This is a genomic window from Cytobacillus sp. GQ23, assembly GCF_059758675.1.
The window spans coordinates 101,008-126,564 of the sequence record NZ_JCAXER010000005.1 but is presented as its reverse complement, the minus strand read 5'-3'; the positions used below and the strand labels follow the sequence as shown (position 1 = coordinate 126,564).

The 25,557-nt window shown below is 41.7% G+C and carries 21 protein-coding genes; 19 read left to right on the top strand and 2 right to left on the bottom strand.

What is annotated here, in order from left to right; genetic code table 11:
• Nucleotides 1-79 precede the first annotated feature (79 nt).
• From AC6CHU_RS06110 to AC6CHU_RS06090, 5 genes are all read left to right on the top strand, one after another.
• Entirely contained in the window at nt 80-1,339 is a 1,260-nt protein-coding gene (locus AC6CHU_RS06110) for an exo-beta-N-acetylmuramidase NamZ family protein (protein WP_498120739.1), read from the top strand.
• A gap of 145 nt (nt 1,340-1,484) precedes the next feature.
• Nucleotides 1,485-2,864, top strand: coding sequence for an N-acetylglucosamine-specific PTS transporter subunit IIBC (nagE, locus tag AC6CHU_RS06105; protein WP_498120738.1), 1,380 nt, complete (start codon nt 1,485-1,487; stop codon nt 2,862-2,864).
• A 459-nt stretch (nt 2,865-3,323) separates the two neighbouring features.
• A complete protein-coding gene (locus tag AC6CHU_RS06100) occupies nt 3,324-3,731 on the top strand; it encodes a hypothetical protein (protein ID WP_498120736.1) in 408 nt (135 codons plus the stop codon).
• A 456-nt stretch (nt 3,732-4,187) separates the two neighbouring features.
• Nucleotides 4,188-5,063: a carbon-nitrogen hydrolase family protein gene (locus AC6CHU_RS06095; protein WP_159862820.1), complete on the top strand. Its 876-nt coding sequence runs from the start codon at nt 4,188-4,190 to the stop codon at nt 5,061-5,063.
• A 3-nt stretch (nt 5,064-5,066) separates the two neighbouring features.
• Nucleotides 5,067-5,744 carry a GNAT family N-acetyltransferase gene (locus tag AC6CHU_RS06090; protein WP_498120734.1) on the top strand — a complete coding sequence of 226 codons (678 nt, stop codon included), beginning with the start codon at nt 5,067-5,069 and terminating at the stop codon, nt 5,742-5,744.
• A 375-nt stretch (nt 5,745-6,119) separates the two neighbouring features.
• Here the strand turns inward: AC6CHU_RS06090 and AC6CHU_RS06085 are convergent, their stop codons facing one another.
• On the bottom strand, nt 6,120-6,680 hold the full coding sequence (locus tag AC6CHU_RS06085) for a hypothetical protein (RefSeq protein ID WP_159862822.1): 561 nt from the start codon (nt 6,678-6,680) through the stop codon (nt 6,120-6,122).
• 91 nt (nt 6,681-6,771) lie between these two features.
• Here AC6CHU_RS06085 and AC6CHU_RS06080 point away from each other — a divergent pair, with 91 nt between their 5' ends.
• From AC6CHU_RS06080 to AC6CHU_RS06060, 5 genes are all read left to right on the top strand, one after another.
• Nucleotides 6,772-7,374, top strand: coding sequence for a TetR/AcrR family transcriptional regulator (locus tag AC6CHU_RS06080; protein ID WP_159862823.1), 603 nt, complete (start codon nt 6,772-6,774; stop codon nt 7,372-7,374).
• 127 nt (nt 7,375-7,501) lie between these two features.
• Nucleotides 7,502-10,468 carry a formate dehydrogenase subunit alpha gene (gene fdhF / locus AC6CHU_RS06075; RefSeq protein WP_498120732.1) on the top strand — a complete coding sequence of 989 codons (2,967 nt, stop codon included), beginning with the start codon at nt 7,502-7,504 and terminating at the stop codon, nt 10,466-10,468.
• Nucleotides 10,461-11,027, top strand: coding sequence for a helical membrane plugin domain-containing protein (locus AC6CHU_RS06070; RefSeq protein WP_159862825.1), 567 nt, complete (start codon nt 10,461-10,463; stop codon nt 11,025-11,027). Before fdhF ends, AC6CHU_RS06070 begins: the two co-directional genes overlap by 8 nt.
• Before the next feature lie 211 nt (nt 11,028-11,238).
• Entirely contained in the window at nt 11,239-12,144 is a 906-nt protein-coding gene (locus AC6CHU_RS06065; RefSeq protein ID WP_251283997.1) for an HD domain-containing phosphohydrolase, read from the top strand.
• Nucleotides 12,145-12,156: 12 nt separating this feature from the next.
• Nucleotides 12,157-12,477, top strand: coding sequence for an 8-amino-7-oxononanoate synthase (locus AC6CHU_RS06060; RefSeq protein ID WP_159862827.1), 321 nt, complete (start codon nt 12,157-12,159; stop codon nt 12,475-12,477).
• 77 nt (nt 12,478-12,554) lie between these two features.
• Here AC6CHU_RS06060 and fdhD read toward each other — a convergent pair whose 3' ends face one another.
• Nucleotides 12,555-13,352, bottom strand: a complete 798-nt coding sequence (fdhD, locus tag AC6CHU_RS06055) for a formate dehydrogenase accessory sulfurtransferase FdhD (RefSeq protein ID WP_498120729.1) — start codon at nt 13,350-13,352, stop codon at nt 12,555-12,557.
• Nucleotides 13,353-13,528: 176 nt separating this feature from the next.
• On the opposite strand from fdhD, the gene AC6CHU_RS06050 reads away from it, so the two are divergent.
• The 9 genes from AC6CHU_RS06050 (at nt 13,529) to AC6CHU_RS06010 (ending at nt 25,330) form a co-directional block, all read left to right on the top strand.
• Nucleotides 13,529-13,888: a Na-translocating system protein MpsC family protein gene (locus AC6CHU_RS06050; RefSeq protein WP_498120727.1), complete on the top strand. Its 360-nt coding sequence runs from the start codon at nt 13,529-13,531 to the stop codon at nt 13,886-13,888.
• A gap of 321 nt (nt 13,889-14,209) precedes the next feature.
• Nucleotides 14,210-15,562 carry a coiled-coil domain-containing protein gene (locus AC6CHU_RS06045; RefSeq protein WP_498120725.1) on the top strand — a complete coding sequence of 451 codons (1,353 nt, stop codon included), beginning with the start codon at nt 14,210-14,212 and terminating at the stop codon, nt 15,560-15,562.
• A 766-nt stretch (nt 15,563-16,328) separates the two neighbouring features.
• On the top strand, nt 16,329-17,021 hold the full coding sequence (locus AC6CHU_RS06040) for a FadR/GntR family transcriptional regulator (RefSeq protein WP_159862830.1): 693 nt from the start codon (nt 16,329-16,331) through the stop codon (nt 17,019-17,021).
• 63 nt (nt 17,022-17,084) lie between these two features.
• Complete coding sequence (locus AC6CHU_RS06035; RefSeq protein ID WP_159862831.1) at nt 17,085-18,407, top strand: FAD-binding oxidoreductase; 1,323 nt, start codon at nt 17,085-17,087, stop codon at nt 18,405-18,407.
• Nucleotides 18,408-19,766 carry a (Fe-S)-binding protein gene (locus tag AC6CHU_RS06030; RefSeq protein ID WP_159862832.1) on the top strand — a complete coding sequence of 453 codons (1,359 nt, stop codon included), beginning with the start codon at nt 18,408-18,410 and terminating at the stop codon, nt 19,764-19,766. It begins immediately after the preceding gene.
• Nucleotides 19,763-21,223 carry an FAD-linked oxidase C-terminal domain-containing protein gene (locus AC6CHU_RS06025; RefSeq protein WP_159862833.1) on the top strand — a complete coding sequence of 487 codons (1,461 nt, stop codon included), beginning with the start codon at nt 19,763-19,765 and terminating at the stop codon, nt 21,221-21,223. The genes AC6CHU_RS06030 and AC6CHU_RS06025 overlap by 4 nt, the downstream gene beginning before the upstream one ends.
• Before the next feature lie 183 nt (nt 21,224-21,406).
• On the top strand, nt 21,407-23,584 hold the full coding sequence (locus tag AC6CHU_RS06020; RefSeq protein ID WP_159862834.1) for a malate synthase G: 2,178 nt from the start codon (nt 21,407-21,409) through the stop codon (nt 23,582-23,584).
• A gap of 144 nt (nt 23,585-23,728) precedes the next feature.
• Nucleotides 23,729-24,508, top strand: coding sequence for a fumarylacetoacetate hydrolase family protein (locus AC6CHU_RS06015; RefSeq protein WP_159862835.1), 780 nt, complete (start codon nt 23,729-23,731; stop codon nt 24,506-24,508).
• Between the two features lie 45 nt (nt 24,509-24,553).
• A complete protein-coding gene (locus AC6CHU_RS06010; protein WP_159863029.1) occupies nt 24,554-25,330 on the top strand; it encodes an IclR family transcriptional regulator domain-containing protein in 777 nt (258 codons plus the stop codon).
• Nucleotides 25,331-25,557 lie beyond the last annotated feature (227 nt).

Sequence of the window (25,557 nt, the reverse complement as noted above, 5' to 3'; positions counted from 1 at the left end):
AAGAGGCATAAAAAAAGGATGGGTACATGCCGCTTTTGTTCCAGGCATGTACCTATCCTAACCTGGGAGGAGAAAACTAATGAAGAAATGGTTTATGGCTTTTTTGACAATGATTCTCGTACTCTCTTCTTTAACTGTAGTGCTTGCAGATAACGGCAATGGAAAAGGAAAAGGCAAGAAAAAGAAGTTCGAGCTTGGTGTTGAAGTTCTTTTGGATGATAAAAAAGAACTTATTGAAGGAAAACGGGTTGGCCTGATTACAAATCCGACAGGGGTCGACCAGAATTTAAACAGCATTGTTGATATTCTGCACAATGATCCGGACGTGGAGTTAACAGCATTATATGGACCGGAGCATGGGGTTCGCGGAAGTGCGCAGGCAGGTGAATATGTTGAGTATTATATCGATGAAAAGACAGGGCTTCCTGTTTACAGCTTATATGGAAAAACCAAAAAGCCTACGGCTGAAATGCTTGAAAATATTGATGTCCTTCTGTTTGATATCCAGGATGTCGGAACACGTTTTTACACGTATATTTACACAATGGCATACGCCATGGAAGCAGCAAAAGAAAACAATATCCCTTTCATCGTGCTGGACAGGCCTAATCCTCAAGGTGGAACAAAGGTTGAAGGGCCGGTGCTTGATATGAAGTATTCCTCCTTTGTGGGGAATTACCCGATTCCGCTTCGCCATGGAATGACGGTAGGTGAACTGGCCGAATTGTTTAATGAAGATTTTGAAATAGGTGCAGATTTAACTGTTGTCAAAATGAATGGATGGAAGCGCAATATGTATTACGATGACACACGGCTTCCGTTTGTCATGCCTTCTCCTAATATGCCAACGCTTGAAACGGCATTAGTATATCCCGGTGCGGCATTAATTGAAGGAACGAATGTTTCTGAGGGACGCGGAACAACTAAGCCGTTTGAATTAATTGGTGCTCCATTTATTAATGCTGATGAATTGGCTGGGCATTTGAACAGTCTTAATCTTCCTGGGGTAAACTTCAGAGCAGCTTCGTTTACACCAAGCTTTTCTAAACATGCAGGACAGCTTTCTCATGGGATTCAGATTCATGTGACAGATCGTGAAGCATTCAAGCCTGTCGAGACTGGACTTCACATCGTGAAGGCGATCCATGATATGTATCCGGTAGACTTCGAATTCCGTGAAGAAAACAGTGCTGGAATTTCATTTTTTGACAACTTGATGGGCAATGGCTGGGTCCGTGAAGCCATAGAAGAAGGAAAGAATGTTGATGAAATCTTCTCCAAATGGCAAAAAGAATTAAAGCAATTCAACAAAACACGCAAAGAATATTTACTTTATTAAATTCGCAGGAAGAACCTGGCAGCGTTTGGCGCCAGGTTCTTTTTTTATTCCATGGCGAGCCTGCATAATACTGTTGGAGCCTGGTAATGAAATAATAAGCCTGTTCATATTATGTATTAATCCATAGGGAAAGAGGTGTGTATTAATGTTGGGGTTTTTACAGAAAATTGGCAAGTCTTTAATGCTCCCGATAGCAGTTATGCCAGCTGCTGCACTTTTATTGAGGCTGGGACAGGATGACCTTTTAGGGATTCCATTTATATCTGCAGCGGGGAATGCTGTTTTTGGGCATTTGGCACTTTTGTTTGCCATTGGAATTGCCATCGGTTTTTCTAAGGATGGAAGCGGGGCAGCTGCGCTTGCTGGTGCAGTGGGTTATTTTGTACTGACTGAAGGTGCCGCGGCTATAAACGAAACGGTAAATATGGGTGTTTTTGGCGGAATCATTTCCGGTATTATTGCAGGGCTATTATACAATAAATATCATGATATTAAGCTGCCGGAATGGCTTGGATTCTTTGGGGGAAAACGATTTGTACCGATAATTACCTCACTTGCTATGATTGTCATCGCATTTTTGTTTGGGTATGTATGGCCACCAGTACAGGCCGGCATAAACAGTGTCGGCGATTGGATTATCGGGGCAGGGGCAGCAGGTGTTGGGGTATTCGGATTCCTGAACCGTCTTTTAATTCCTGTTGGTCTCCATCATATACTAAACACACTCGTCTGGTTTGAGTTCGGCGAGTTTACCAATGCAGCAGGGGATGTTATTAAAGGAGACTTATGGCGCTTCCTTGCAAAGGATCCTTCTGCTGGAATCTTTATGACAGGATTTTTCCCAATTATGATGTTTGGGCTGCCTGGTGCTGCTCTGGCCATGGTTGCGGCTGCAAAGAAGGAAAGAAGGAAAGCGGTGGCAGGGGCAATGGCTGGACTTGCATTTACTTCCTTCCTGACTGGTATTACAGAGCCGATTGAATTCCTGTTTATGTTCTTATCACCGGTTTTATATTTGATTCATGCTGCTTTGACAGGTGTGGCTATGTCCATTACCTATGTACTGGATATTCATCATGGTTTCGGATTCTCAGCGGGCGCCCTCGATTACATTCTAAACTTTGGCATTGCTCAGAAGCCGGTTCTGCTGGCCGGGATAGGTCTCCTGTATGCTATGCTGTATTTTGTGATTTTCTATTACCTGATCAGGAAACTGGATTTGAAAACACCTGGAAGGGAAGACGAAATTGAAGGTGAGTTTGAAGGGAATACATCTATAAAGGGCAAATATGCTGAAGCAGCAGACGCTTATATGCAGGCTTTAGGCGGGAAAGAGAACCTTGTAGAACTCGATAATTGTGTAACCCGCCTTCGTTTAAGGGTGACTGATATGTCACTTGTTGATGAGGGGCAATTAAAACAGCTCGGAGCAAAAGGAGTCATAAAGCTCAGCAAAACCAGTCTGCAGGTCATTGTGGGAACGGATGTAGAATTCCTGTCAAATGAAATGAAGAAATTACGTTAAAAAATACCATTCTGGCCCGAGGAGGGGTCAGATTTTTTTAAAAAAGATGGACAAGTGCCAATTTTTGCAATGCCGGGATATTTGTTTATGCATGTCCAAGTTCAGAACATACGATGTAAACGTAAGGGTACCCATAGTAGTTGAATAAAAGGGGGGAAATCGTATGTTAAATGGAGCATTAACACCGTTACTAGTACTTGGACTAGTACTTTTATGGATTGTAGTCAGACTCATTTCACCGTCTTTAGCTGACAAAATCAAGGGTAGAATTTGCAGCCTATTGGACTGTCTGCCTGCTTCTTAATATGTCTAATAGATATATCCAATTTAAACCCTGGTTATTGCCCAGGGTTTTTCAATGTCATTTCCATAAGTTCTTCTTTTCTCTGTATGTTTGTCCATTCCATTAATTAAGCATATACATAATATAGGGTAGAAACTATGAAAGGCAGGTTTATTATGGATCAACCTACTAAAAAGAATGATTCTCTTGAGAATTCGGACAATCTGGAAAAGCTGGCAGGGGAACTGCTGAAAGACGGACAGAATTTAGATTTTAATTCATTATTGAGTTTGGCCGGTAAAATTATTAATGATGATTCTATATTGAATCTTTCAGAAGGTATAAAGGTAAGTGAGGAAAAAGCGGCAGTGGATGAAACCGGGGAAAATGGAGACACCGAATACCTAAAGAAACAAATGGCATCTCTAAGAGCCGAGATGGCAGCATTAAAAAAAGAGGTCAGTGAATTAAAAAGGCAAAATGAATCCCTGATTGGCATTTATACGAGACTAGTTAAAGCGGCAAACCAAGATTTTCAAAAAGGGATGGGGCTCATTACAGGATTAAGCAAGCTATTAAAATAAGGGTTAAAAGCATTGCTTTATAAAAGTGATGCTTTTTTTTGGCTGTTTTCGAAAAGTTTATTGGTTTGTCATAACTTAGTTAATTTGCTGAGTTGATCTTCGCTGCGTGGCTGGGGAAGCTTATTCAATGCCCTGCAGAAGGAGATGGAAGTGTGAGACCCCGCAGGCTAGCCGAGGAGGCCCGCATGCCTCCCCGCGGGTTCGCTGCGTGCCTGGAGAAGAAATCAACTGGCAAAATTAAAAGAGACTTTGTTTACATGTTTACCATGGTATTTTTTTAGTTTAATAAACTCCAAACCAAATTGAAAAAATGTCTGTTTTGTTAAATAAAATACCGTGAAATAAAAAATTTCGAAATCCGATAAAAAAGTATTGTGCAAGGCTGGAAAATCATTGATAATCTTTTAAAGATAGAGTGTTACTCATCTATACATTTTTTTGATGAGGGGGAGTACATTGAAAATTCGTGTATCCGCTGTGCAGTATCATTTGCACACCATTCGTTCATTTGAAGAGTTTGCAAGCCAATGTGAGCATTATATTAAAACTGCCCAGGAGTTTGGATCTGAGTTTGTTTTATTTCCTGAATTTTTCACTACACAGCTTTTGTCGATAGGAAGCGAGCAGGGAACAAGTCTGACCATTAACGAACTGCCCGGTTTTACTGAACAATATAAAAACTTATTTTCTGATTTTGCTAAACAGACAAACATGCATATAATCGGCGGTACCCACGTTATTAACAGAGATGGACGCCTTTATAATACGGCACATTTATTTTATCCAGATGGGCGAATAGAAGAGCAGGCTAAACTGCACATCACGCCAACCGAAGTCCATGAGTGGAACATGTCACCTGGCGAAGGCCTGCGTGTATTTGATACAGATAAAGGCAGAATAGCCATTCTGACATGCTATGACATTGAGTTTCCTGAAATTGTCCGTTTGGCAAAAGCAAAAGGAGCAGATGTTATTTTCTGCCCTTCCTGTACAGACGACCGTCATGGGTTCCACCGTGTACGCTATACAAGCCATGCAAGAGCGATTGAGAATCAGGTGTATGTTGTGGTTACAGGAACAATTGGTTCACTTCCTACTGTCGACTTTATGCGAGCCAATTTCGGCCAGGCAGCTGTCATTACACCTAATGATATCCCATTTCCGCCAAAGGGGATTATGGTGGAAGGCGAGCTGAATGATGATATGATTGTGACAGCGGACCTTGATCTCAGCCTTTTATATGAAGTCCGTGAGCGCGGTTCGGTTACGACCTGGCGCGACCGCAGGACCGACTTGTATGTAGATTGGGAAAAAGAAAATATCGAAGGTTAACAAATGGCCTATCGAAGCGAATTTTTTGTGTTTGACGGGGGTAAGCCGGTGCCGGCTGTAATCAGGAATTATACGAAAGAGGATTTCGATCAGTTAATTGACATACAGGCGGAATGCTTTCCGCCGCCATTTCCTTCAGATTTATGGTGGAATCAGAAGCAATTAGCAAATCATGTGGAACTTTTTCCTGAGGGGGCACTATGCATTGAGGCAGATGGAGCAGTAGCAGGGTCCATAACCGGGCTGATTATTGATTTTGATCCTGCCCGCCCGGAGCATACATGGGAAGAAATAACCGACAGCGGCTATATCCGCAATCATAAACCTCAAGGGAATACATTATATATTGTCGATATAAGCGTCAGGCCCCGTTTCCGTAAGCTTGGTCTTGGAAAAATTTTGATGCAGTCTATGTATCAGACTGTTATTAACTTAGGGCTTGACCGGCTGCTAGGCGGAGGACGGATGCCTGGCTACCATAAATGTGCACCTGATATGTCACCTGAAGACTATATTCAGCAATTAATCGAGGGAAAAAAGCAGGATCCAGTCATTACATTTTTGCTGAGGTGCGGCCGGACACCTCTTTGTGTTGTGGAGAATTACTTAGAAGATGATGAGTCGCTAAATTACGGCGCGTTGATGGAATGGAAGAATCCTTTTAAGGAAAACCGAATATAATTGTAAGAAAGCCCTTTTTTGAAGGGCTTTTTAATTTGAAGTTTAGCGGGCACAATGAAAAGGTAAAGATATCATAATGATGGACAAACCGAAATGAGGGATTCGTTTATGGGTGTGAAAAGAATAATAAAAGCCCTTATCGTAAAGAAAGGTGCAACTTTAGTGAGAAAGTATGTTGTCCCGGCAGTAAAAAGAAAGCTGAAAAACAGGAGATAGAGACATCTGCTATGCAAGGTGTTCTTCTGTTCAAAAGCCTTAAAGGAAAGGCACTTATCTGAGAAATATTCGGAGTGCCTAATCAAAATCCTTTAAGCAGGGATTCGAACAAGTCTATCAATTTTCCATACAAAAAGCTGCCTTTAAAAGGGCAGCTTTTTAAGTGACAGAGTTATTGTGATTTTCAGGTTTAACTTTCCGCGGCCAAACCGTATAGCTGAAGCTGATGACAAAATCTATAGCCAGAACGAAGGTCCACGTTCTAATAATACCCCAGAGGTTTTTTGTTTGCTCTGAATTTCCTATAAAGAAAATCATCGCAAATAACAATGCCAATCCAATACTCCAAGCGAGGAGGTGTCTATACCAGCCGTTTCTTTCTCTTCTGGCATGTTCACTGCCGAATTTTGGAGGCTTTGACGGTCTGGGTCCATTCCCAAACTTATAGGCAAACCTTTCGTCTGCCCAATGAATCATAGATTTTCCGAAGGCAATGGTTGCACCGATATATATTGCTGCAATGCCATGGAAAATCCCGGCTTCGGCTCCTCTGTGCAAATCAATGGTGGTTGCTGTGAGCAGAATCAAATCAATCAGAGGTGTGCAAAGCAATAGCAGACTGCTTAATGTCTTTTTTTTCAAAATATATCTTGCAGTTAAACCTGCCATAACGAAAATCCAAAACCCAATCTCACAGGCAATAATCAGCCAGCCGATCATTATTCCACATCCTTGTTTATTTAATACAGTTGTATTATAAAATAATATAACACATCTGTATTAAAAAAACAATTGATGCTATAATATATACATGCCTAAAAAAGTTGACCATGAAAATCAAAAACATTTATTAGCACAAGCTGCATGGCGGGTGATCCAAAAAAATGGTATAGAAGGAGCTTCTGTCCGGAAGATAGCAGAAGAAGCTGGTTTATCAGCAGGCTCACTTCGCCACTATTTTTCAAATCAAAATGAGTTATTGGCTTATTCCATGAATTTAGTATCAGAAAGGGTGAAAACAAGAATTCAGCATGCATCGTATACGGATGATCATTTTGAAAATATGATACTGATGCTCGGGGAGCTGCTTCCTTTAGATGAAGAACGGAGATTGGAAATGGAAGTCTGGATTGCATTTAATATAAAAGCTCTTGTAGACCCAGCTCTTGCTGAACTTAGCAGCCGGGTATACCAGGAAATGAAGGAGGGCATCCGAAGGGTTATTGAGGGGATGAAGAACATGGGCTTATCCAGCTCTGGTTTGAATATTGAAGAAGAGGCAGAGCGTCTTCATGCCCTGATTGACGGTCTTGCCCTTCATGGTGTTATGAAGCCTGCCCTTTTTACCGAAGATAAAATGAAAGGGATCCTTAGAAGGCACTTGTCATCATTATGTGCAAATAAAAACAGCTGAACATACAGCTGTTTTTATTATTGTCTTTTTTTAGAATGCCTGGACAGCTCATCCAATATCATTAACTAAACGTTTAATTTTTTCCTGCAAGGGTACTGAAAACCAAAGAAATTGATTCAATGAAAGGATGATTGATTTGCCGCCATCACTCAATATAAAGATAAATGGTATAGAAATGAACGCAGAGCAGGGTCAAACCGTTTTGCAGTTATTAAATGACAGCTCGATCGAAATCCCTCAGGTTTGCTTCCATCCCAGCCTGGGAGCAATAGAAACCTGCGATACCTGCATTGTTTCCGTTAATGGAGAACTTGTGAGATCATGCTCCACAAAAATTAATGATGGAGACGTAATTGATACGGCTGAACCTGATGTAAAACAGGCACAGACCATTGCCATGGATAAGATTCTCTTTAATCATGAGCTGTATTGTACGGTATGTGATTATAACAATGGCGGATGTGAAATACATAATACGGTTAAAGCGATGAAAATCAATCATCAAAGCATCCCTTTTGATCACAAGCCATATGAAAAAGATGAATCCCATCCATTTTACAGATATGATCCGGATCAGTGCATTCTATGCGGAAGATGCGTTGAAGCCTGTCAGGATGTTCAGGTTACTGAAACCCTTACAATTGATTGGGAGAGGGAGAGGCCAAGAGTTATCTGGGATAATGATGTGCCTATAAACGAGTCCTCCTGTGTATCCTGTGGACACTGTTCTACGGTTTGTCCGTGTAATGCCATGATGGAAAAGGGGATGGAAGGAGAAGCTGGGTTTCTGACAGGCATAGCCAAAAACACTCTTCGTCCAATGATTGAAATCACTAAAAATGTTGAAACAGGATACGGCTCTATCCTGGCAATATCAGATATGGAAGCTGCAATGAGGGAAGAGAAAATTAAAAAGACCAAAACGGTCTGCACATATTGTGGTGTAGGCTGCAGCTTTGATGTATGGACAAAGGGACGTGAAATATTGAAGGTGGAGCCTCAGGCAGAAGCGCCTGCCAATGGAATTTCCACTTGTGTAAAAGGGAAATTTGGCTGGGACTTTGTAAATAGTGAGGAACGATTAACCAAACCGCTAATCAGGGATGGCGATTCATTCCGTGAAGCAGAATGGGACGAAGCTCTTGACTTGATTTCACGAAAGTTTTCGGAAATTAAAGAACAGCATGGTCCGGATGCCTTGAGCTTTATCACATCATCTAAATGCACGAATGAAGAATCGTATTTAATGCAAAAGCTTGGCAGAGCAATTATAGGAACGAACAATATTGATAATTGTTCAAGATACTGCCAGACTCCTGCAACTGTAGGATTATTCAGAACTGTTGGATACGGCGGGGATGCAGGTTCAATTGAAGATATTAAGAATGCAGGTTTAGTAGTAATTATCGGATCCAATACATCGGAATCCCATCCGGTTCTTTCCACCAGGGTGAAACGAGCCCAGAAGCTTAACGGCCAGAAAGTAATCGTAGCTGACTTGAGGGAACATGAAATGGCAGAGCGATCTGATCTGTTTGTGCGTCCGCGAGCCGGCACTGATATGGTCTGGCTTTCTGCCATTACGAAATACATTATGGATCAGGGATGGGCTGACGAGAAATTTCTCCAGGAAAAAGTGAACGGTCTTGAAGAATTCGCATCAAATCTGGAGAAATATACACTTGAATTTGCGGAAGAAACAACCGGCATATCCAGAGACAATCTAATCAAAATGGCAGAAATGATTCATGAAGCCAATAGTGTTTCTGCATTATGGGCCATGGGTGTCACACAGCATCTTGGCGGCAGTGATACGAGCACAGCCATTTCAAATCTGCTGCTTGTAACCGGCAACTACGCTAAGCCTGGTGCTGGTGCATATCCTTTAAGGGGCCATAATAATGTGCAGGGGGCAGGAGATTTCGGAAGCAGTCCTGATAATTTGCCTGGTTATCAAAAGGTATCAGATCCTGATGTGAGAAAGAAGTTCGAAAGTGCCTGGGGCGTAAAAGTTCCTGAAAAAGCCGGAATGAACAATCACGAGATGGTGGAAGGGATTCATGAGGGCAAGCTGAAAGCGATGTATTTAAAGGGCGAAGATATGGGACTTGTGGATTCAAACATCAATTATGTGCAGGCAGCATTTGAGAAGCTTGATTTCTTTGTCGTGCAGGATATCTTCCTGTCACGTACAGCAGAGTTTGCGGATGTTGTTCTCCCGGCAAGCCCAAGCCTGGAAAAGGAAGGAACATTCACGAACACAGAAAGAAGGATTCAGCGTCTTTATCAGGCATTTGAACCCCTCGGAGATTCAAAGCCGGATTGGCAGATTATTATCGAAGTTGCGAATCGCCTTGGAGCAGGCTGGACGTATACACACCCAAGCGAAGTTATGGCCGAAGCAGCTAAGCTTATGCCTCTTTACGCAGGTGTTACCTATGATAGGCTGGAAGGATACAATAGTCTGCAATGGCCAGTAGCTGAGGACGGAACTGACACACCGCTCCTTTATACGGAGGGCTTCCCGTTCCCGGATGGCAAGGCAAGACTTTATCCGGTAGATTGGACTCCTGCTCTTGAATTTCCTGCGGAATATGATATCCATGTCAATAATGGCCGACTCCTTGAGCATTTCCATGAAGGGAATATGACCTATAAATCAAAAGGAATAAGCTCTAAAACACCGGAAGTGTTCCTTGAGGTATCACCTGAACTGGCCAAAGAGCGGGGCTTGAAGGATGGCACGCTTGTTCGCCTGACTTCACCGTATGGCAACGTTAAAGTTAAATGCCTGATAACTGACAGGGTTAAAGGAAAGGAAGTTTACCTTCCTATGAATGATAGAGGCGAAGCAGCCATAAATTTATTAACAAGCAGCTATGCCGATAAGGATACCGATACGCCGGCATATAAGGAAACAAAGGTAAAGCTTGAAATTCTGAGTGAGGAAGGCAGCAATCCACTTCCTAGAATAAATCACCGCTATGGTAATCCGCAGCCGCAAATAGGTGTAAATGTCCAAAAGAAATGGGCTAGAAAAGATTACATTTTCCCGGGAGATATGGTGAAAAAGGAGCGGAAGCAGCATGGCTAAAGCGATCAGCAACATTAAGCGTTTTGAGTTAACACATGAGGATCAGCGAAAAAAAGATCTGGAGGAAGTCGAGAATGCCCTCATTAATAATAAGGAACCCATTCTAGAGCTTCTTACAGCAGTTGGACATATGCATGACCGGGGAGTTATCTCTTTATTAAATGGACTATTTGGACAGGGAGATAAAGTTTTGAATGTCCTTGTTAAAGCATTAGACAAGCCAGAAGCTACAAATACAATTAAAAACCTGCTTCTTATGGTTGGCACCCTGGGTACCATTAATGTCCAGCAGCTTGAACCCTTACTGTTAAAAGTAAATTCAGGTATTGCGCGTGTGGCGGATTATAAAGATACGGATGAAAAAACAAGCTACTTCGATCTTGTAAAGGCATTGAAAGATCCAGAAGTCAATCGGGCAGTTACACTCCTGCTCACCTTCTTAAAAGGAATGGGAGGAGATATAAGCGAAATGGAAAGAAACACCCAGCTGCCCGAAGACCAGGAAATGCACAAAATGGAGAAAAATGAAAGAGATGTACCTCCTAACAAAAGAGAATGACAGTAAGCCAGTGACTGCTTTCGGGTCACTGGCTTTTTTTATATAAATAGGTATATAGAATCAATTTTTTACAATATTATCTTCATAAACAAATATATTGCAGAATTTTGTGGAAAAATGGAAAATCATGTACTAGAATTGCAATATAGGATAGATAGGAGAAACCCAATACATACATTATTTGTGATGGTATTAGAAAGAGGGTAATAAAGTGGGCATCATAAATGAAGATAGTTTCATTGAAACAGTCCACATGAAAGGGTTGCAAATCTCTCTGATTGCATCGGGAGACGGGACAGAGATTATTTACCATAAGCTTGAAACGGATGCCAGGTGGGGACTGGAACCATTAGAAGGCGGCGGAACACTTGAATTCATTCATATGCTTTCCGGTGAAATGCTCTTAAAAGATTCTAATGGGGAGAAAACACTCAAAGCTGGTGATTCCTTTCAAAGATGCCCAGTAACTGAACATCATATTTTTCAATCAATAGGTCAATCTGAATTTTTATATGTAACATCCAATCCAGTTTTCCATTACTACAGCAGAGTGACAAATGAATTAAGAGAATTGGTTATATCTATTGAAGAGACAGACGGATATACAAGCGACCATTGCGATAGAATTACAAAAATGTCTATGGTTATGGCAGACGAGCTAAAGTTAAATTCCCGGCAAATTTTAAAACTTAATCTTGCTGCATTTTTGCATGATATTGGAAAAGTAAAGGTGCCGATCGACATTCTTCAAAAACCGGGGAAATTATCCTCTGTTGAGTGGGAGGTAATGAAACAGCACACGACCTTTGGGCGTGAAATTTTGCAGGAAACTGGTTTGCCGAGTTTAATAGAAGCAGGCGAAGTGGTTGAACAGCACCATGAAAGATATGATGGCACTGGCTATCCCAAAGGCCTTAAAGGGGATCAAATCACTATAGAGGCAGCAATTATTTCAGTTGTAGATTCATTTGATGCGATGACTACTGACCGGGTTTATCAGAAAGGCAGAAGCGTATCTGAAGCGTTAAATGAAATTAAAAATAATCGTGGTACTATGTACAATCCAGTTGTTGTTGATTCATTTTTTAAGATAAAAGACAAATTAATTAAAATTTAAGGGGGATGAAAAATGAAGAAAACAGCATTTGTACTAGTAAGTTTAATGTTTTTACTTGTATTCAACGCAAAAACATCAGAGGCTGCATATTTACCTGAATATGATAAATATGTAGAAGTGTCATACGAGGAAGCCAGGTATATTGCCGATTTAATGGGTCTTCAAGGTTATGAGCTGGGAGAAGAGACAGCAAGATTGTCATTTGAATTGCAGGAAAGATTGATCTTAAAGATAGAAAAAGTGCTGAAAACGGAAATTGACCATTATTACATCTGGTTAACTGTAGATGGTGAAACGGTTCTGGGCATTGACCCTCCACATCCAATGTTTTAAGAGTATGCAAGTTAAAGCTATGCTTTAACTTGCTTTTTAATTTACTGGCATTGCTGGCGAATAGGTGTGGAAACCCTCTATTTAGCTTTTTTCTCAAAAACTATTCTTTCAGGATGAGAATATACATTAAAGGACATACCGCGAATAAAGCCAACTGCTGTAATATTAAGGTCTTCAGCCAGTTTGATGGCTAAATCAGTCGGTGCTGATTTTGATAGAATGATGCCAACACCAATCTTAGAGGCTTTTAGCAGAACTTCAGAAGAGATTCTGCCGCTGAATGCAATGACTTTATCCCTTACAGGAATCCTGTTCTCAATGCAATAACCGAGGATTTTATCCAAAGCATTATGCCGGCCAATGTCTGTTCTGCTGAGAATCATTTCCTCTGAAGAAAATAATGCCGCATTATGCACTCCGCCTGTTTCGCGAAAAGTCGTGCTGCCATCCTGAAGCTGCTGCATAAATGATATGCACTGGCTGGGAGTCAGGGTAAGCTTTGATGTTGAAGTCCTGGCTGTTCTGGCATCGTTATGAAAGTAAAATTGCCTGCTTTTTCCGCAGCATGAACCAATAAAACGTTTAGAGTGAAATTCATGACTGGCTGTAGAGGTTTGGGTATGTAATTCCACATAAGCAAAACCCTTGCTTTCATCTATTTGAAAACTCTTTATTTCGTCATATCTTCTTATAAAGCCTTCAGAAGCCAAAAAGCCAATTGCCAATTCCCTAATGTTAGAAGGGCTGCAAACCATTGTTGCGAACTCTTCTCCGTTGAGATAAATTGTGAGCGGATGTTCTAAGACAATAGAATCTTCTGCTTCCTGCAGAACATCATTCTCAAATCTGACAATTTTTCTGCTGCTGATATCCATATAATCCCCCCTAGAACCTATCGACTAACAAAATATTAGCATATAATTTGAGTAATACAAGATATTAAGATTGTATGGTTTGACATTAATTGTATTAATTGATTAACTAATTAAAGAGAATACGGGCTTGTATAAGTGAGATTATACATGAAATAAGGGTATATGAGGGCTGGAATATGAACAAATATGAAGCTGAATTCAGTAACTTAGTGCGTTCCTTCCGAAAGAAACATATGGGCAAAGGACCAAGCAAGGTTAGGACTACCTTCTGCAAAAATTGGGCTATATGTGAAATGGAAGGTAACTTATCTCCTGTGGAGAAATTTATAGCGAGTGCAGACGAAGGTAAACAAATGCTTCGGGCTGCCAGAACAGAGATGGTAAAGGAAATGTATAAAAAAAATCGGCCGGCAGAAATGGAAGACTTTTTGCAGGCAAGGCTTATAGACCTTTTTGTGGATATTGATATAGAACGGGATTTTGGAATATCAGTATTTGTATTCGATCAGGACATTCAAAGCAAGTTTATGGAATAAAAAGGCTGGAATCTGGAAGATTTATTCTGGATTTCAGTCTTTTTTATTTTTCTGGGCATCCGGCAAACAACTCACGTCGGATATTTCCATTGCGCAAAGTAGGGAATTATGTCATAGGGAGTTGGCGAAAAAAGGGGTTTAATGTCATGTTTGAAATATCTTTGTAATATAACTATAACAAGTCTGTCAAATAATGATGGTATAATCCTCCATAGAAAGCCAAATTTACTAGAGAACATCAATTGGGAATTTACATAGATAAATAGTTTTATATAATCCACGGCCGTTTAATAGACCGAGTACATATTAGAAAGCAGGGTAATGACTTTGAAAAAAAGGCTCCTCGTTTTAAATACGACAATTATTCTTGGGCTTGGAAGTGCTTTTTCCATCCCTGGTGTGAATGCGGAATCGATCGATAAATTGGAAAGTCAAAAAAGCCAAATCCAGCAGGAGCGCTCCAGCCTGCAGGCAATACTCGCTGAAGCCGATAAGGAATTAGCTAGTGTCCTTAAAGAAGCTGCTGAGCTAAATGCAAAGATTGCTAAAATCGAAAAAGCAATAGAAGATAATAATAAATTAATAGCAGAAACGGAAACGAATATTGCCAGCACAAAAGCCAAAGTAGATCAATTGAAGGCTGAAATGGCGATCATTGAGGAAAGAATCGAAAAGAGAAGCGCCATCTTAAAACAGCGTGCACAATCTTTTCAGGAAAGCGGCGGGACTGTCGCATACCTTGATGTTCTTCTTGGGGCTACCAGCTTCAGTGATTTCGTTGACCGTGTGGGTGCAGTAACTACGTTTGTACAGGCAGACAAACAATTACTGGAGGAACAGGAAGCGGATAAAAAAGCTTTCGAGGAAAAGAAAACTGCAGTGGAAGAAGAACTGGCAGGATTGAATAGCATGATGACTGAATTAAAAGGCATGCAATCTTCCATGGAAGAGCAAAAAAATCAAAATAGCTCATTAATCCAGCAGTTAAAAGAAAAGGAAAATACGATTGCTGACAAAAAGGCAAAGCTGCGCAGTGAAGATGCTAAATATGCTTCTATGATTGCTCAAATTGAACAAAGTATTGCTGCGCAAACAGCACCAGTACAGGCAGTTGCTTCAGTGTCATCATCATCAGCTACTTCTGATTCAGCATCATCAGGCTCAACATCAGTAGAAGCGGGTTCATCTTCAAAAGGCTCAGCTGCTGTCAGTAAGAAAAAACCTGCTGCCCAGAAATCAAAAGGCTCCAGTACCTCTGCTCCAAAGCCAAGCGTCAAGGGCGGAAACGCTATTAGCATCGTTACAACTGCAGGCAATAAATATATCGGTAATTCCGTTTATGTGTTTGGCGGAGGCAGAAATGCTTATGATATCGCTAATGGAAGATTCGATTGCTCAGGTTTTGTGCATTGGGCATTCTCCCAGGCTGGAATTAGTGTAGGAGCCAGCACAGATTCTCTTAAATTTGCCGGACGCCAGGTTTCAGCAAGCGAGATGCGAGCGGGAGATCTTGTATTCTTTAACACCTATAAGACAGACGGCCATGTAGGCATCTACCTGGGCGGCGGAAAATTTATCGGTTCCCAAGACTCTACGGGTGTCGCGATTGCAAATATGTCCAGCGGCTATTGGAAAACTCACTTTAGTGGCCGTGTTGTACGTATAATAGAATAGTAAAATGAACCTGACTGACATGTGAAGACGTGTTAGTCAGGTTTTTTTGTTATGTTTGTATTTGAGTTCAAAGGAGACTCAGGTTCTGACACAAGATGCGAGATTTGCTTATTTAGTGTCAGAAGGCTCAGGTTCGGACACAAGAGGCATGATTTGCTCATTTAGTGTCAGAAGTAGGGTGAGGTTCGGACACAAAATACGAGGTTTGTTTATTTAGTGTCAGAAGAAGGTTCAGGTTCGGACACAAAATACGAGATTTGCTGATTTAGTGTCAGAAGTAGGCTCAGGTTCGGACACCAGTGACGTGATTTACTGATTTAGTGTCAAAAGTAAGCTCAGGTTCGGACACAAGATGCGAGATTTGCTCATTTAGTGTCAGAAGCAGGTTCAGGTTCGGACACAAGATGCGAGATTTGCTCATTTAGTGTCAGAAGCAGGTTCAGGTTCTGACACAAGATGCGAGATTTGCTCATTTAGTGTCAGAAGCAGGTTCAGGTTCGGACACAAGATGCGAGATTTGCTCATTTAGTGTCAGAAGCAGGTTCAGGTTCGGACACAAAATACGGGATTTGCTCCTTCTGTGTCTGAACAATACCCTGGTCCGGACCAGCTCCTCACAAGCTATCCAACTCCCTCGCCTCTCAAAACAACTTAATTTTTAATAAATTCAAAATATTTTATTGATTATTACAATTAAGCATGCTTAAATAGTAAATAACAATTACTTATCAGATATGTGATGTCTGCAAAGGAAGGGGGAGTGAGTATGAATGTAAAAAAGATCTCAACACGCAAAATCTCGGAAATTGCTGCAGAGCAAATTGAAGATATGATTGTAAAAGGATCATTTAGCCCTGGAGATAAGCTCCCTTCTGTAAGAGAGTTGTGTGAATTATTTGGTGTTGGACGGTCAGCTGTCAGAGATGCTCTAACTTCTTTGCAGGGTAAAGGTATAGTGCAGGTTAAGCAGGGGGAAGGGACTTATATAACCCGGTTTGATTCTTCCAAGCTGTTTAATAATCCGCATTTGCATCCCGACATTAAAGACATCCAGGAGTTGTTTCAGGCAAGAAAAATGGTGGAAACAGGGCTTGCTGAAATGGCAGCTTCAAATCGTTCGGAAGAGGATTTGGAAATGATGAAGAGGCTTATTTCCGATGAAGCTATCCATGGATGGGAGGAGGATTACCAGTTTCATATGGTGATTGCCCGTGCAGCAGGCAATAATATCCTCATTCAATTTGTGCAATTTATTTCTGAAACATTAAAAAAGTCCATGATAGACTTTCACCATTATCTTGAAACAAGGTCTGACATGGCGAGAAAGATTGAGGAGCAGCATTTGGAAATCTATTTGTCTATTAAAAATAAGCAGCCGAATCAGGCACATAAAAACATGGTTGACCATTTAGTGTTGGTTGAGAAGCTTTTGCAGATGAGTATCCTTCAGGAACAATGATGTTTTTTTTAAATATAATTAAAAACCTTGTTTGTTATTACGAAACAAAAGGCGGTGGATAGATTGATTGCAGCAGAGTCGATAAGTATTTTAAAAACAATTTTTAGAGAGAACCAGATAGTTCATAATGAATCTTCAAACTTATTTGGCAATTCAGGAGATATGGTTGTTTACCCTGAAACTGAAGAAGAAATTGCAGCTTTGCTAAAGCATGCAGGTTCGAATGGTTTAACCATCAACATTATGGGAGGCGGCACTAAACGAGGGTTCGGAGGATCAATCGAAAAAACGGATATTCTTTTATCGCTTGAGAACTTTACAGGGATTGTAGAACATACGCCTGGTGATATGACGTTAACAGTAAAAGCCGGAACTCGCTTTAAAGACCTTCAGGATCATCTGGCAAAGCATAATCAAAAAATATCTCTTGATCCCTTTTGGCCTGAAAATGCCACTATTGGCGGAATCATTGCAGCTAATGTAAGCGGACCCAAAAGATTGGGCTACGGTTCAGCCCGTGATGCAGTTATTGGATTAAGGACTGTATACCCGGATGGAAAAGTAATAAGATCCGGGGGAAGAGTCGTAAAAAATGTGGCCGGCTATGATATGAATAAACTATTTATAGGGGCAATGGGCACGCTTGGCGTCATTTCTGAAATCACCTTAAAGCTCCGTCCTATACCAAAATGCGAGAGTCTGGTTCTTGTTTCCTTTCCAAAAGGGAATCTGGAGGAAATAAAATCTTTTGCAGTGAAGGTGTTGGATTCTATGATTGAACCTGTCTCACTTGAGCTGCTGAATCCCGCACTTTCTGATAAGCTTGCCGGAATAAACGCCTACACTATTGCATTGAGTTTTGAAGATGTCGAAAGCTCTGTTCGCTATCAGGAGGAATTCGTGAGTAATCTGACTCCTGATGATGCTGAATTGTTTATATATCAGAAGAAAAAAGCGGAATTGTTTTGGCAGCAATTTTACAGGCATACCCCTAATGGGGCAGACTCTGAATTGCCAATTCAAACAGAAGCCTCCCTTAAAATTGGAACGGTAAATCTTGACGCAGTAAAAGTATTAAAGGAAACGGAACTGCTCCAGGATCAATTCAATGTGAAAATTGAATCGCATGGCGGTTTGGGCCATGGATTGAGCCAAGTAACCATTAGAGGTGCAGAGTCTGATATCGCTAATGCGACTGCACATGTAAGGGATATTGCTGATAAAACCGGCGGCTATGCGATTGTCACCCATCTTCCATTCGAGCTCAGGAAAAAAATCGATGTATGGGGCAGTCAACCTTCTTATTTCTTTTTGCTTCAGGGGATTAAAGCAAAGGTCGACCCAAATAAAACCTTAAGCCCAAATCGATTCATAGGAGGGATATAAATGAGTGTGCGGGAACTCGATTTAAAGCAAGAACCGCCATGTACGTCAGGATTAGGGAACTATTTATGGAGCGATCCGCCAGATGAAAAGAAATGGGCAGACTGTGTCCATTGCGGCATGTGTCTGGAATCATGCCCGACATATGAACAGACAGGCCAGGAGCAGCATTCACCAAGGGGCCGGGTCCACTTAATCAAATCGGTGGCAGAAGGGAAGCTTCAAGTAAATGAGCAATTCATGGACCCGGTGTTTCAATGTCTGGATTGCCGCGCCTGTACTACTGCATGCCCTGCAGATGTCGATGTTGGCGGCCTAATTGAGGAAGCACGGGGGCAAATCCGTCAGGCAATGCCATTGACAGGTGTAAAAGGAGCCATCAGCAAGTTTTTTCTTCACGACCTTTTCCCTCACCAGAATCGCTTAAATACACTCGGCGGCCTTCTGAAATTCTACCAAAAGAGCGGCTTGCAAAAAGCAGTCCGGAAAACGAAATTAATTAATATTATGCCGCAGCACCTTGCCGATATGGAATCCATCATGCCTGAAGTGAAAACACCAGTAAAAAAGAAATACAAAGACGTAAAAGTAATCAAAGCAAAAGGGGAGACAACGCAGGAAGTTGCCATGCTGACCGGGTGTGTAATGGATGTCATGTTCAGTGATATTAATGAATCCACCATAAATGTCCTGACCCGAAACGGAAGTGATGTTGTCATTCCCCAAAACCAGACTTGCTGCGGAGCCCTGCATGTTCATGCTGGAGACCGTGATATGGGCAGGAAGCTGGCAAAACAGAATATGGAGGCCTTCGAGGACTTTGATAAAGTAATTGTCAATGCTGCAGGATGCGGGTGCATGATGAAGGAATACGCAGAGTTATTTAAGGAAGACCCTGAAATGCATGCAAAAGCTGAAGAGTTTTCTGAAAAAGTGGAGGATATTTCTAAATTTCTTCATGAAACAGGCTATGAAAAGCCAAAGGCTGAGATGAATACAAGAATTACCTACCATGATGCCTGTCATTTAGCACATGGACAGGGAATACGGCAGGAGCCGCGCGATATTCTCCTTGATATTCCCGGTATAGACATGGTTCATATGCCTAATTCAGACCGCTGCTGCGGAAGTGCAGGAATCTACAATATTACTAATCCTGAAATGGCCAATGCGGTACTGGAAAGCAAAATGGAGAATGTTCCCGATGATGTTGAAATGATATCGATGGGTAATCCAGGATGTATGCTTCAGATGGCAATGGGAGTTCAAAAATACGGCAGGAATCAGAAAATTGTCCATACTGTCCAGCTTCTGGACTGGGCTTATCAGAAGGAAGACCGTATGAGGGAGGGAGAAGAATGAAAGCAAAAGACCGGGTCAAATCAAAGGATAAACATATCTTAAATTTGGCGGATATTGTTGGCGGTGCCCGTTCTATTCTTTACCTGAAAGAAGATCTGGTTGCTTACGACTGTGACGGTTTTACAATTCATAAGCACTTGCCCAAAGCAGTCGTCTTTCCTAAAGACACACAAGAAGTGGCGGAGATTGTTAAATATTGCTCTGAAAATAATCTTCCGTTCCTGGCCAGGGGAGCAGGAACTGGGCTAAGCGGTGGAGCTATACCGCTTAATGGTGAAATTATCATCAGTATGGTCAGGATGAAAAAGCTTATCAGCGTGGATCTGGAAAATCGCCGTGCCGTTGTGGAGCCTGGATTTGTTAATCTGAAACTTACTAATTCCATATCCGATAAAGGGTATTATTATGCGCCCGATCCATCCAGCCAATACTGCTGTACCATTGGGGGAAATGTCGCAGAAAATGCCGGCGGTGCACATTGCCTGAAATACGGAGTTACGACAAACCATATTCTGGGGCTTGAAGTGGTCATGCCTAATGGAGAGATAGTGGAGATCGGTAAAGACGGTATTCCGGATGCTCCCGGCTATGATTTGCTTGGTCTGATTACAGGCTCTGAAGGAACACTTGGCATTGTGACTAAAATAACAGTGAGGGTACTGAAAAACCCTGAAGGAAAACAGACAGTCCTAGCCTACTTTGATCGGGTTGAAGATGGAAGCCAGGCAGTATCAGACATTATTTCTGCGGGCATAGTGCCGGCAGCCCTTGAAATGATGGATAAGACTGCTATTGAAGGGGTGGAAGCTGCTGCTTTTCCGGTAGGCCACCCAAAAGATATCCAAGCAGTACTCCTGATCGAGGTCGATGGAATCGCTGCAGGAATTCAGGAACAGATTGACCAGATCCTCGAGGTATGCCGAAAGAGGAATGTACGCGAAGTCCGGGCAGCCGGAAGTGAAGAGGAAAGAGCCAGATGGTGGGCGAACCGTAAGACAGGCTTTGGTGCCATGGGAGCCATTTCTCCAGATTATCTGGTTCAGGATGGTGTCATCCCGCGAAGCAGGCTGCCTGTGGTTTTAAGCAGAATCAATCAGATCAGCAGTGAATCGGGATTGAGGATTGCGAATATTTTCCATGCAGGAGACGGAAATCTTCATCCCCTCGTTCTGTTTGATGCACGTATACCGGGAGAATCAGAGAAAGCGCTGGAAGCCGGAAGCCAATGCCTGAAAGTATGTGCGGATGTTGGAGGAACCATTACTGGTGAACATGGTGTCGGTATTGAGAAGAGGGAAGAAATGAGATTTGTTTTTACAGAAGAAGAAATTGCTGCGCAGACAGAAATCAGGGAAGTCTTTAATCCCGATAATCTTCTGAATGCCGGAAAGCTTTTCCCATCACCGGGCAGATGTGCCGAAGTCAAAAAAGAGATGAAAGCTCAGGCAATTTCATAAGGTTTACCCAGCCTTTCCCGGTGAAAGGCTGGGCATTAAAATAAGATAAGAACAAAATTGTGTGAAAATTATTGAAAATCATTTTAAAAACATGCTATTATTTTTTTAAGAGAAGTTAGGAACGCTGTTTTGTAATAAGAAACAGCGAGTATTGAAAGCATCAATCAAAGGAGGAAATGAATAATGGATAATTATGTAAAAACAGGTAGCCTGCAGGTTGCAAGTGAACTCTATGAATTTATTAATTCGGAGGCACTGCCGGGAAGCGGAGTGGATCAGGAACAATTCTGGTCAGGTTTGGAAGCGCTTATAAATGATCTGACCCCAAAAAATAAAGCATTGCTTGCCAAGCGTGACGAAATTCAGCATCAGCTGAACACATGGCACAGGGAAAACCAGAATTTTGATTTTAATAGCTATAAGTCATTTTTAGAAGAGATTGGCTATCTTGAGCCAATGGCCGAGGAATTAAAAATTACTACAGAAAACGTGGATGATGAAGTAGCAGTAAAGGCAGGGCCGCAATTGGTCGTTCCAGTAAATAACGGGAGATATGCAATCAATGCAGCAAATGCCCGATGGGGAAGCTTATATGATGCTCTTTATGGCACTGATGCAATCAGTGATGAAAATGGTGCACATAGAGACGGCGGATATAACCCTGTCAGGGGAGAAAAGGTTATTGCTTTTGCAAGGGAATTTCTAGATCAAACCGTTCCTCTTTCAAGCGGTTCTCATAAAGAAGCTGTCCAGTACAAAGTGGAGGAGGGTAAGCTTGCAGTTGTTCTGAGCAATGGTGAAACTGCAAATCTTAAAGATGAAGCAAAGTTTGCCGGATATCAGGGAGAGCGGGATCAGCCTTCTGCAGTTCTCTTAAAGAATAATGGCTTATATTTTGAGATTCAGATTGACAGAAGCCACCCGATTGGAAAAACAGATGATGCCGGTGTGAAGGATGTTTTGCTTGAAGCGGCAATTACCACCATTATGGATTGTGAAGATTCAGTAACAGCAGTGGATGCTGAAGACAAGGTCCTTGTATACCGCAACTGGCTCGGTTTAATGAAGGGGGATCTTTCCGCATCCTTCACAAAAGGAGCCAAATCAGTGACACGTACATTAAATCCCGACCGTTCATATGTCTCTCCTGAAGGAAAGGATTTCTCTTTACCTGGACGCTCACTAATGTTTGTCAGGAATGTCGGACATTTAATGTCGATTAACGCCATTTTGGATGCTGAAGGAAATGAAGTGCAGGAAGGAATTCTCGATACGGTAATTACCTCCCTGATTGGCAAGCATACATTGCTTGGAAACGGCCCATATCAAAACTCATCAGAAGGATCCATTTATATCGTTAAGCCAAAAATGCACGGTTCAAAAGAGGTTGCTTTTGCAAACGAGCTATTTGACCGGACTGAAGATCTGCTTGGATTGGAGCGGAATACACTGAAAATTGGTGTAATGGATGAAGAACGCCGTACATCCTTGAATCTTGCAGCATGTATCCGTGAAGTAAAGGAGCGTATTGTTTTCATAAATACTGGATTCCTTGACCGTACCGGGGATGAGATGCATACTTCCATGGAAGCTGGCCCAATGATCCGCAAAAATGACATGAAAGCTACAGCATGGCTAAGAGGCTATGAAAAATCAAATGTCAATACAGGTCTCGAAACAGGATTCCAGGGCCGTGCCCAAATTGGAAAAGGCATGTGGGCTATGCCTGATATGATGGCAGATATGATGGAGCAGAAGATTGGTCATCTGAAAGCTGGGGCCAATACTGCCTGGGTGCCTTCTCCAACTGCTGCTACCCTTCATGCGCTGCACTATCATCAGGTGGAAGTTCAAAGGGTGCAAAACCAGCTGCTGGAGGACATTTCGGATCTTCGTGATGAAATCCTGCAAATACCTGTTGCAGAAAATCCGCAATGGTCTCAAGAGGAAATTCAGGAAGAGCTTGAGAATAATGCGCAAGGTATTCTTGGATATGTGGTCCGCTGGGTTGAGCAGGGCATCGGCTGCTCCAAAGTTCCTGATATCAATAATATTGGTTTGATGGAGGACCGTGCGACATTAAGGATTTCCAGCCAGCATGTTGCGAATTGGCTTCACCATGGCATCTGTACGAAGGAGCAGGTGCTTGAGACACTTAAGAAAATGGCTAAAGTGGTGGATGAACAAAATAGCGGGGATCCTGCATACCGCCCTATGGCAGCGGATTTCGATCAATCGGTTGCATTCCAGGCAGCGTGTGACCTTGTTTTCGAAGGCTATGATCAGCCAAACGGCTATACAGAACCGATTTTGCACAGACGCCGTCTCGAAGCGAAGTCCAAGTATGCTGTTAAGCAGTAATGGTTAAGAGAACAGGGCATGCAAGTGCCCTGTTTTTCTAAGAATCTTTTCGCTAGGTTTGTTATTCTATGTTATCATCTGAAGCGGGAAATCAGCGGACGACATTTAGAGCATTTACTATAGATTGAGGGGAGAGGTATAAATATGAAATTTACAAGATTTGAAGTTAATGGGGCAGTGCATGAAGGAGTATTGGAAGAAGGTATTTTAAAAGGAATTAAAGGTAATATTTTTGAAGATTGGGAGTATACCGGCCAAAGCTTTTCACAAAATGAAGCTAAATTGCTTGCACCGCTGGTTCCTAATCAGATCATTGGTATTGGCGCCAACTATGTGTCCGAGAAATCGGATCTCCCTGAGACACTCCCTGATATTCCTGTATTCTTCTTCAAGCCTGTATCTTCTGTTATCGGGCCTGAGGAGAATATTATCATCCCTGAAGGCGTTGAAGAGGTTAAATTTGAATCAGAACTGGCTGTAGTCATTGGCAGAGAAGCCAAAAATGTAGCAGAGTCAGATGTACTTGACTATGTTTTCGGATACACAGTGGGGAATGATGTGACTGCTCCGCAATTTTTCCATAATGATGGGCATTGGACCATTGGCAAATCCTTTGACAGCTTTACTCCGCTTGGCCCTGTAATAGAAACGGAACTAAATCCGTTTCAAGTAAAGGTTGAGGCAAAGTTAAATGGCTCAGAAAAGCAAAACAGCAGCACAGATCTCATGATTATCCCGATCCGAAAAATGATTTCTTATCTGTCTAATGTCATGACACTGAAGCCGGGTGACGTGATTCTTACTGGAAGTCCGGTTGGAGCTGAGATGGTCAGGTCGGGCGATGTTATTGATTGTGAAATCAAAGAGATTGGTACACTGCGAAATACATTTGCAGTGGCACGTGAAAGCGCAAAAACGGTATAATTCAAGTGAATTGAATTATGGCTTTTGCCCCCTGAGGTGAGTATGGTGGAAAGAGAAAATATGGTCAAGTCCGTCAGCAGGGCATTGGATATTATTACATTGATCAGCCTGAAAAAAAACGGCCTTGGCGTTACGGAAATTGCCAATCAGATAGACATTAATAAAAGCTCAGTATATCGTATTTTATCTACCCTTGTTCAATACGGATATATAGAGCAGGACAGCGAAACCGGCAAGTACAAATTAGGGTATAAGTTCCTCGAGATCAGTTCAAAGCTGCTCGAATCAATCGATTTGCGTGCAGAAGCAAGGCCATTTCTGCAGGAGCTTGAAAATGAAACAAATGAAGTTATTCATCTAGTCGTTTATGATCAGGGAGAGGTTGTGTACATCGAGAAGCTTGAAGGCAATGAGACATTAAGAATGCATTCGAAAGTCGGGAAACGCGCACCCATGCATTGTACATCTGTCGGTAAGGCCATTTTGGCACATCTGCCTTCAAGCATCGTGTCTGATATTCTAGAAAGAAAAGGGATGCCGGTCCATACAGATAAAACCATAACTGATAAAGATGAATTCATGAAAGAATTGGGTCAGGTAAGGCAAAAAGGATATGCTCTGGATCTGGAAGAAAATGAATACGGAATTACTTGTGTCGCAGCTCCTATTTTTGACCACCTTGGCAAGGTTATTGCAGCAGTTAGTATATCAGGACCTACAATGAGGATGACAGATGAACGGCTTGATGCATTAAAATCCATAATGGTAAAGACAGGGCAAAATATTTCCGCACGCCTTGGACATTTAAGCAGAATTAATTAGTCATTAGCTCAATATATCTTGATAAAAAGATATATTGAGCTAATTTTTTTGTATATACATACAAATTCTTTTGTATAAATATATAGATTAAATTTTCCAAATATTATTGAAATCACGAAAAATGTTTGTATAATGTAAATAAGCCTAATACCATGTTGTATAACAAAACCATTATAGTTATATAACATGTTGCGCTGTCCGCAACAAAATGCAATCATTGTTCGCTA

Coding starts and splice junctions, on each gene's coding strand:
- AC6CHU_RS06070 (WP_159862825.1), top strand. CDS start 10,461: ATGGCTAAAGCGATCAGCAACATTAAGCGTTTTGAGTTAACACATGAG.
- AC6CHU_RS06020 (WP_159862834.1), top strand. CDS start 21,407: ATGGATAATTATGTAAAAACAGGTAGCCTGCAGGTTGCAAGTGAACTC.
- AC6CHU_RS06110 (WP_498120739.1), top strand. CDS start 80: ATGAAGAAATGGTTTATGGCTTTTTTGACAATGATTCTCGTACTCTCT.
- fdhD (WP_498120729.1), bottom strand. CDS start 13,352: ATGGATATCAGCAGCAGAAAAATTGTCAGATTTGAGAATGATGTTCTG.
- AC6CHU_RS06030 (WP_159862832.1), top strand. CDS start 18,408: ATGAGTGTGCGGGAACTCGATTTAAAGCAAGAACCGCCATGTACGTCA.
- fdhF (WP_498120732.1), top strand. CDS start 7,502: ATGATTGATTTGCCGCCATCACTCAATATAAAGATAAATGGTATAGAA.
- AC6CHU_RS06050 (WP_498120727.1), top strand. CDS start 13,529: ATGAACAAATATGAAGCTGAATTCAGTAACTTAGTGCGTTCCTTCCGA.
- AC6CHU_RS06080 (WP_159862823.1), top strand. CDS start 6,772: ATGCCTAAAAAAGTTGACCATGAAAATCAAAAACATTTATTAGCACAA.
- AC6CHU_RS06045 (WP_498120725.1), top strand. CDS start 14,210: ATGACTTTGAAAAAAAGGCTCCTCGTTTTAAATACGACAATTATTCTT.
- AC6CHU_RS06040 (WP_159862830.1), top strand. CDS start 16,329: ATGAATGTAAAAAAGATCTCAACACGCAAAATCTCGGAAATTGCTGCA.
- AC6CHU_RS06015 (WP_159862835.1), top strand. CDS start 23,729: ATGAAATTTACAAGATTTGAAGTTAATGGGGCAGTGCATGAAGGAGTA.
- AC6CHU_RS06060 (WP_159862827.1), top strand. CDS start 12,157: ATGAAGAAAACAGCATTTGTACTAGTAAGTTTAATGTTTTTACTTGTA.
- AC6CHU_RS06025 (WP_159862833.1), top strand. CDS start 19,763: ATGAAAGCAAAAGACCGGGTCAAATCAAAGGATAAACATATCTTAAAT.
- AC6CHU_RS06100 (WP_498120736.1), top strand. CDS start 3,324: ATGGATCAACCTACTAAAAAGAATGATTCTCTTGAGAATTCGGACAAT.
- AC6CHU_RS06090 (WP_498120734.1), top strand. CDS start 5,067: ATGGCCTATCGAAGCGAATTTTTTGTGTTTGACGGGGGTAAGCCGGTG.
- nagE (WP_498120738.1), top strand. CDS start 1,485: ATGTTGGGGTTTTTACAGAAAATTGGCAAGTCTTTAATGCTCCCGATA.
- AC6CHU_RS06085 (WP_159862822.1), bottom strand. CDS start 6,680: ATGATCGGCTGGCTGATTATTGCCTGTGAGATTGGGTTTTGGATTTTC.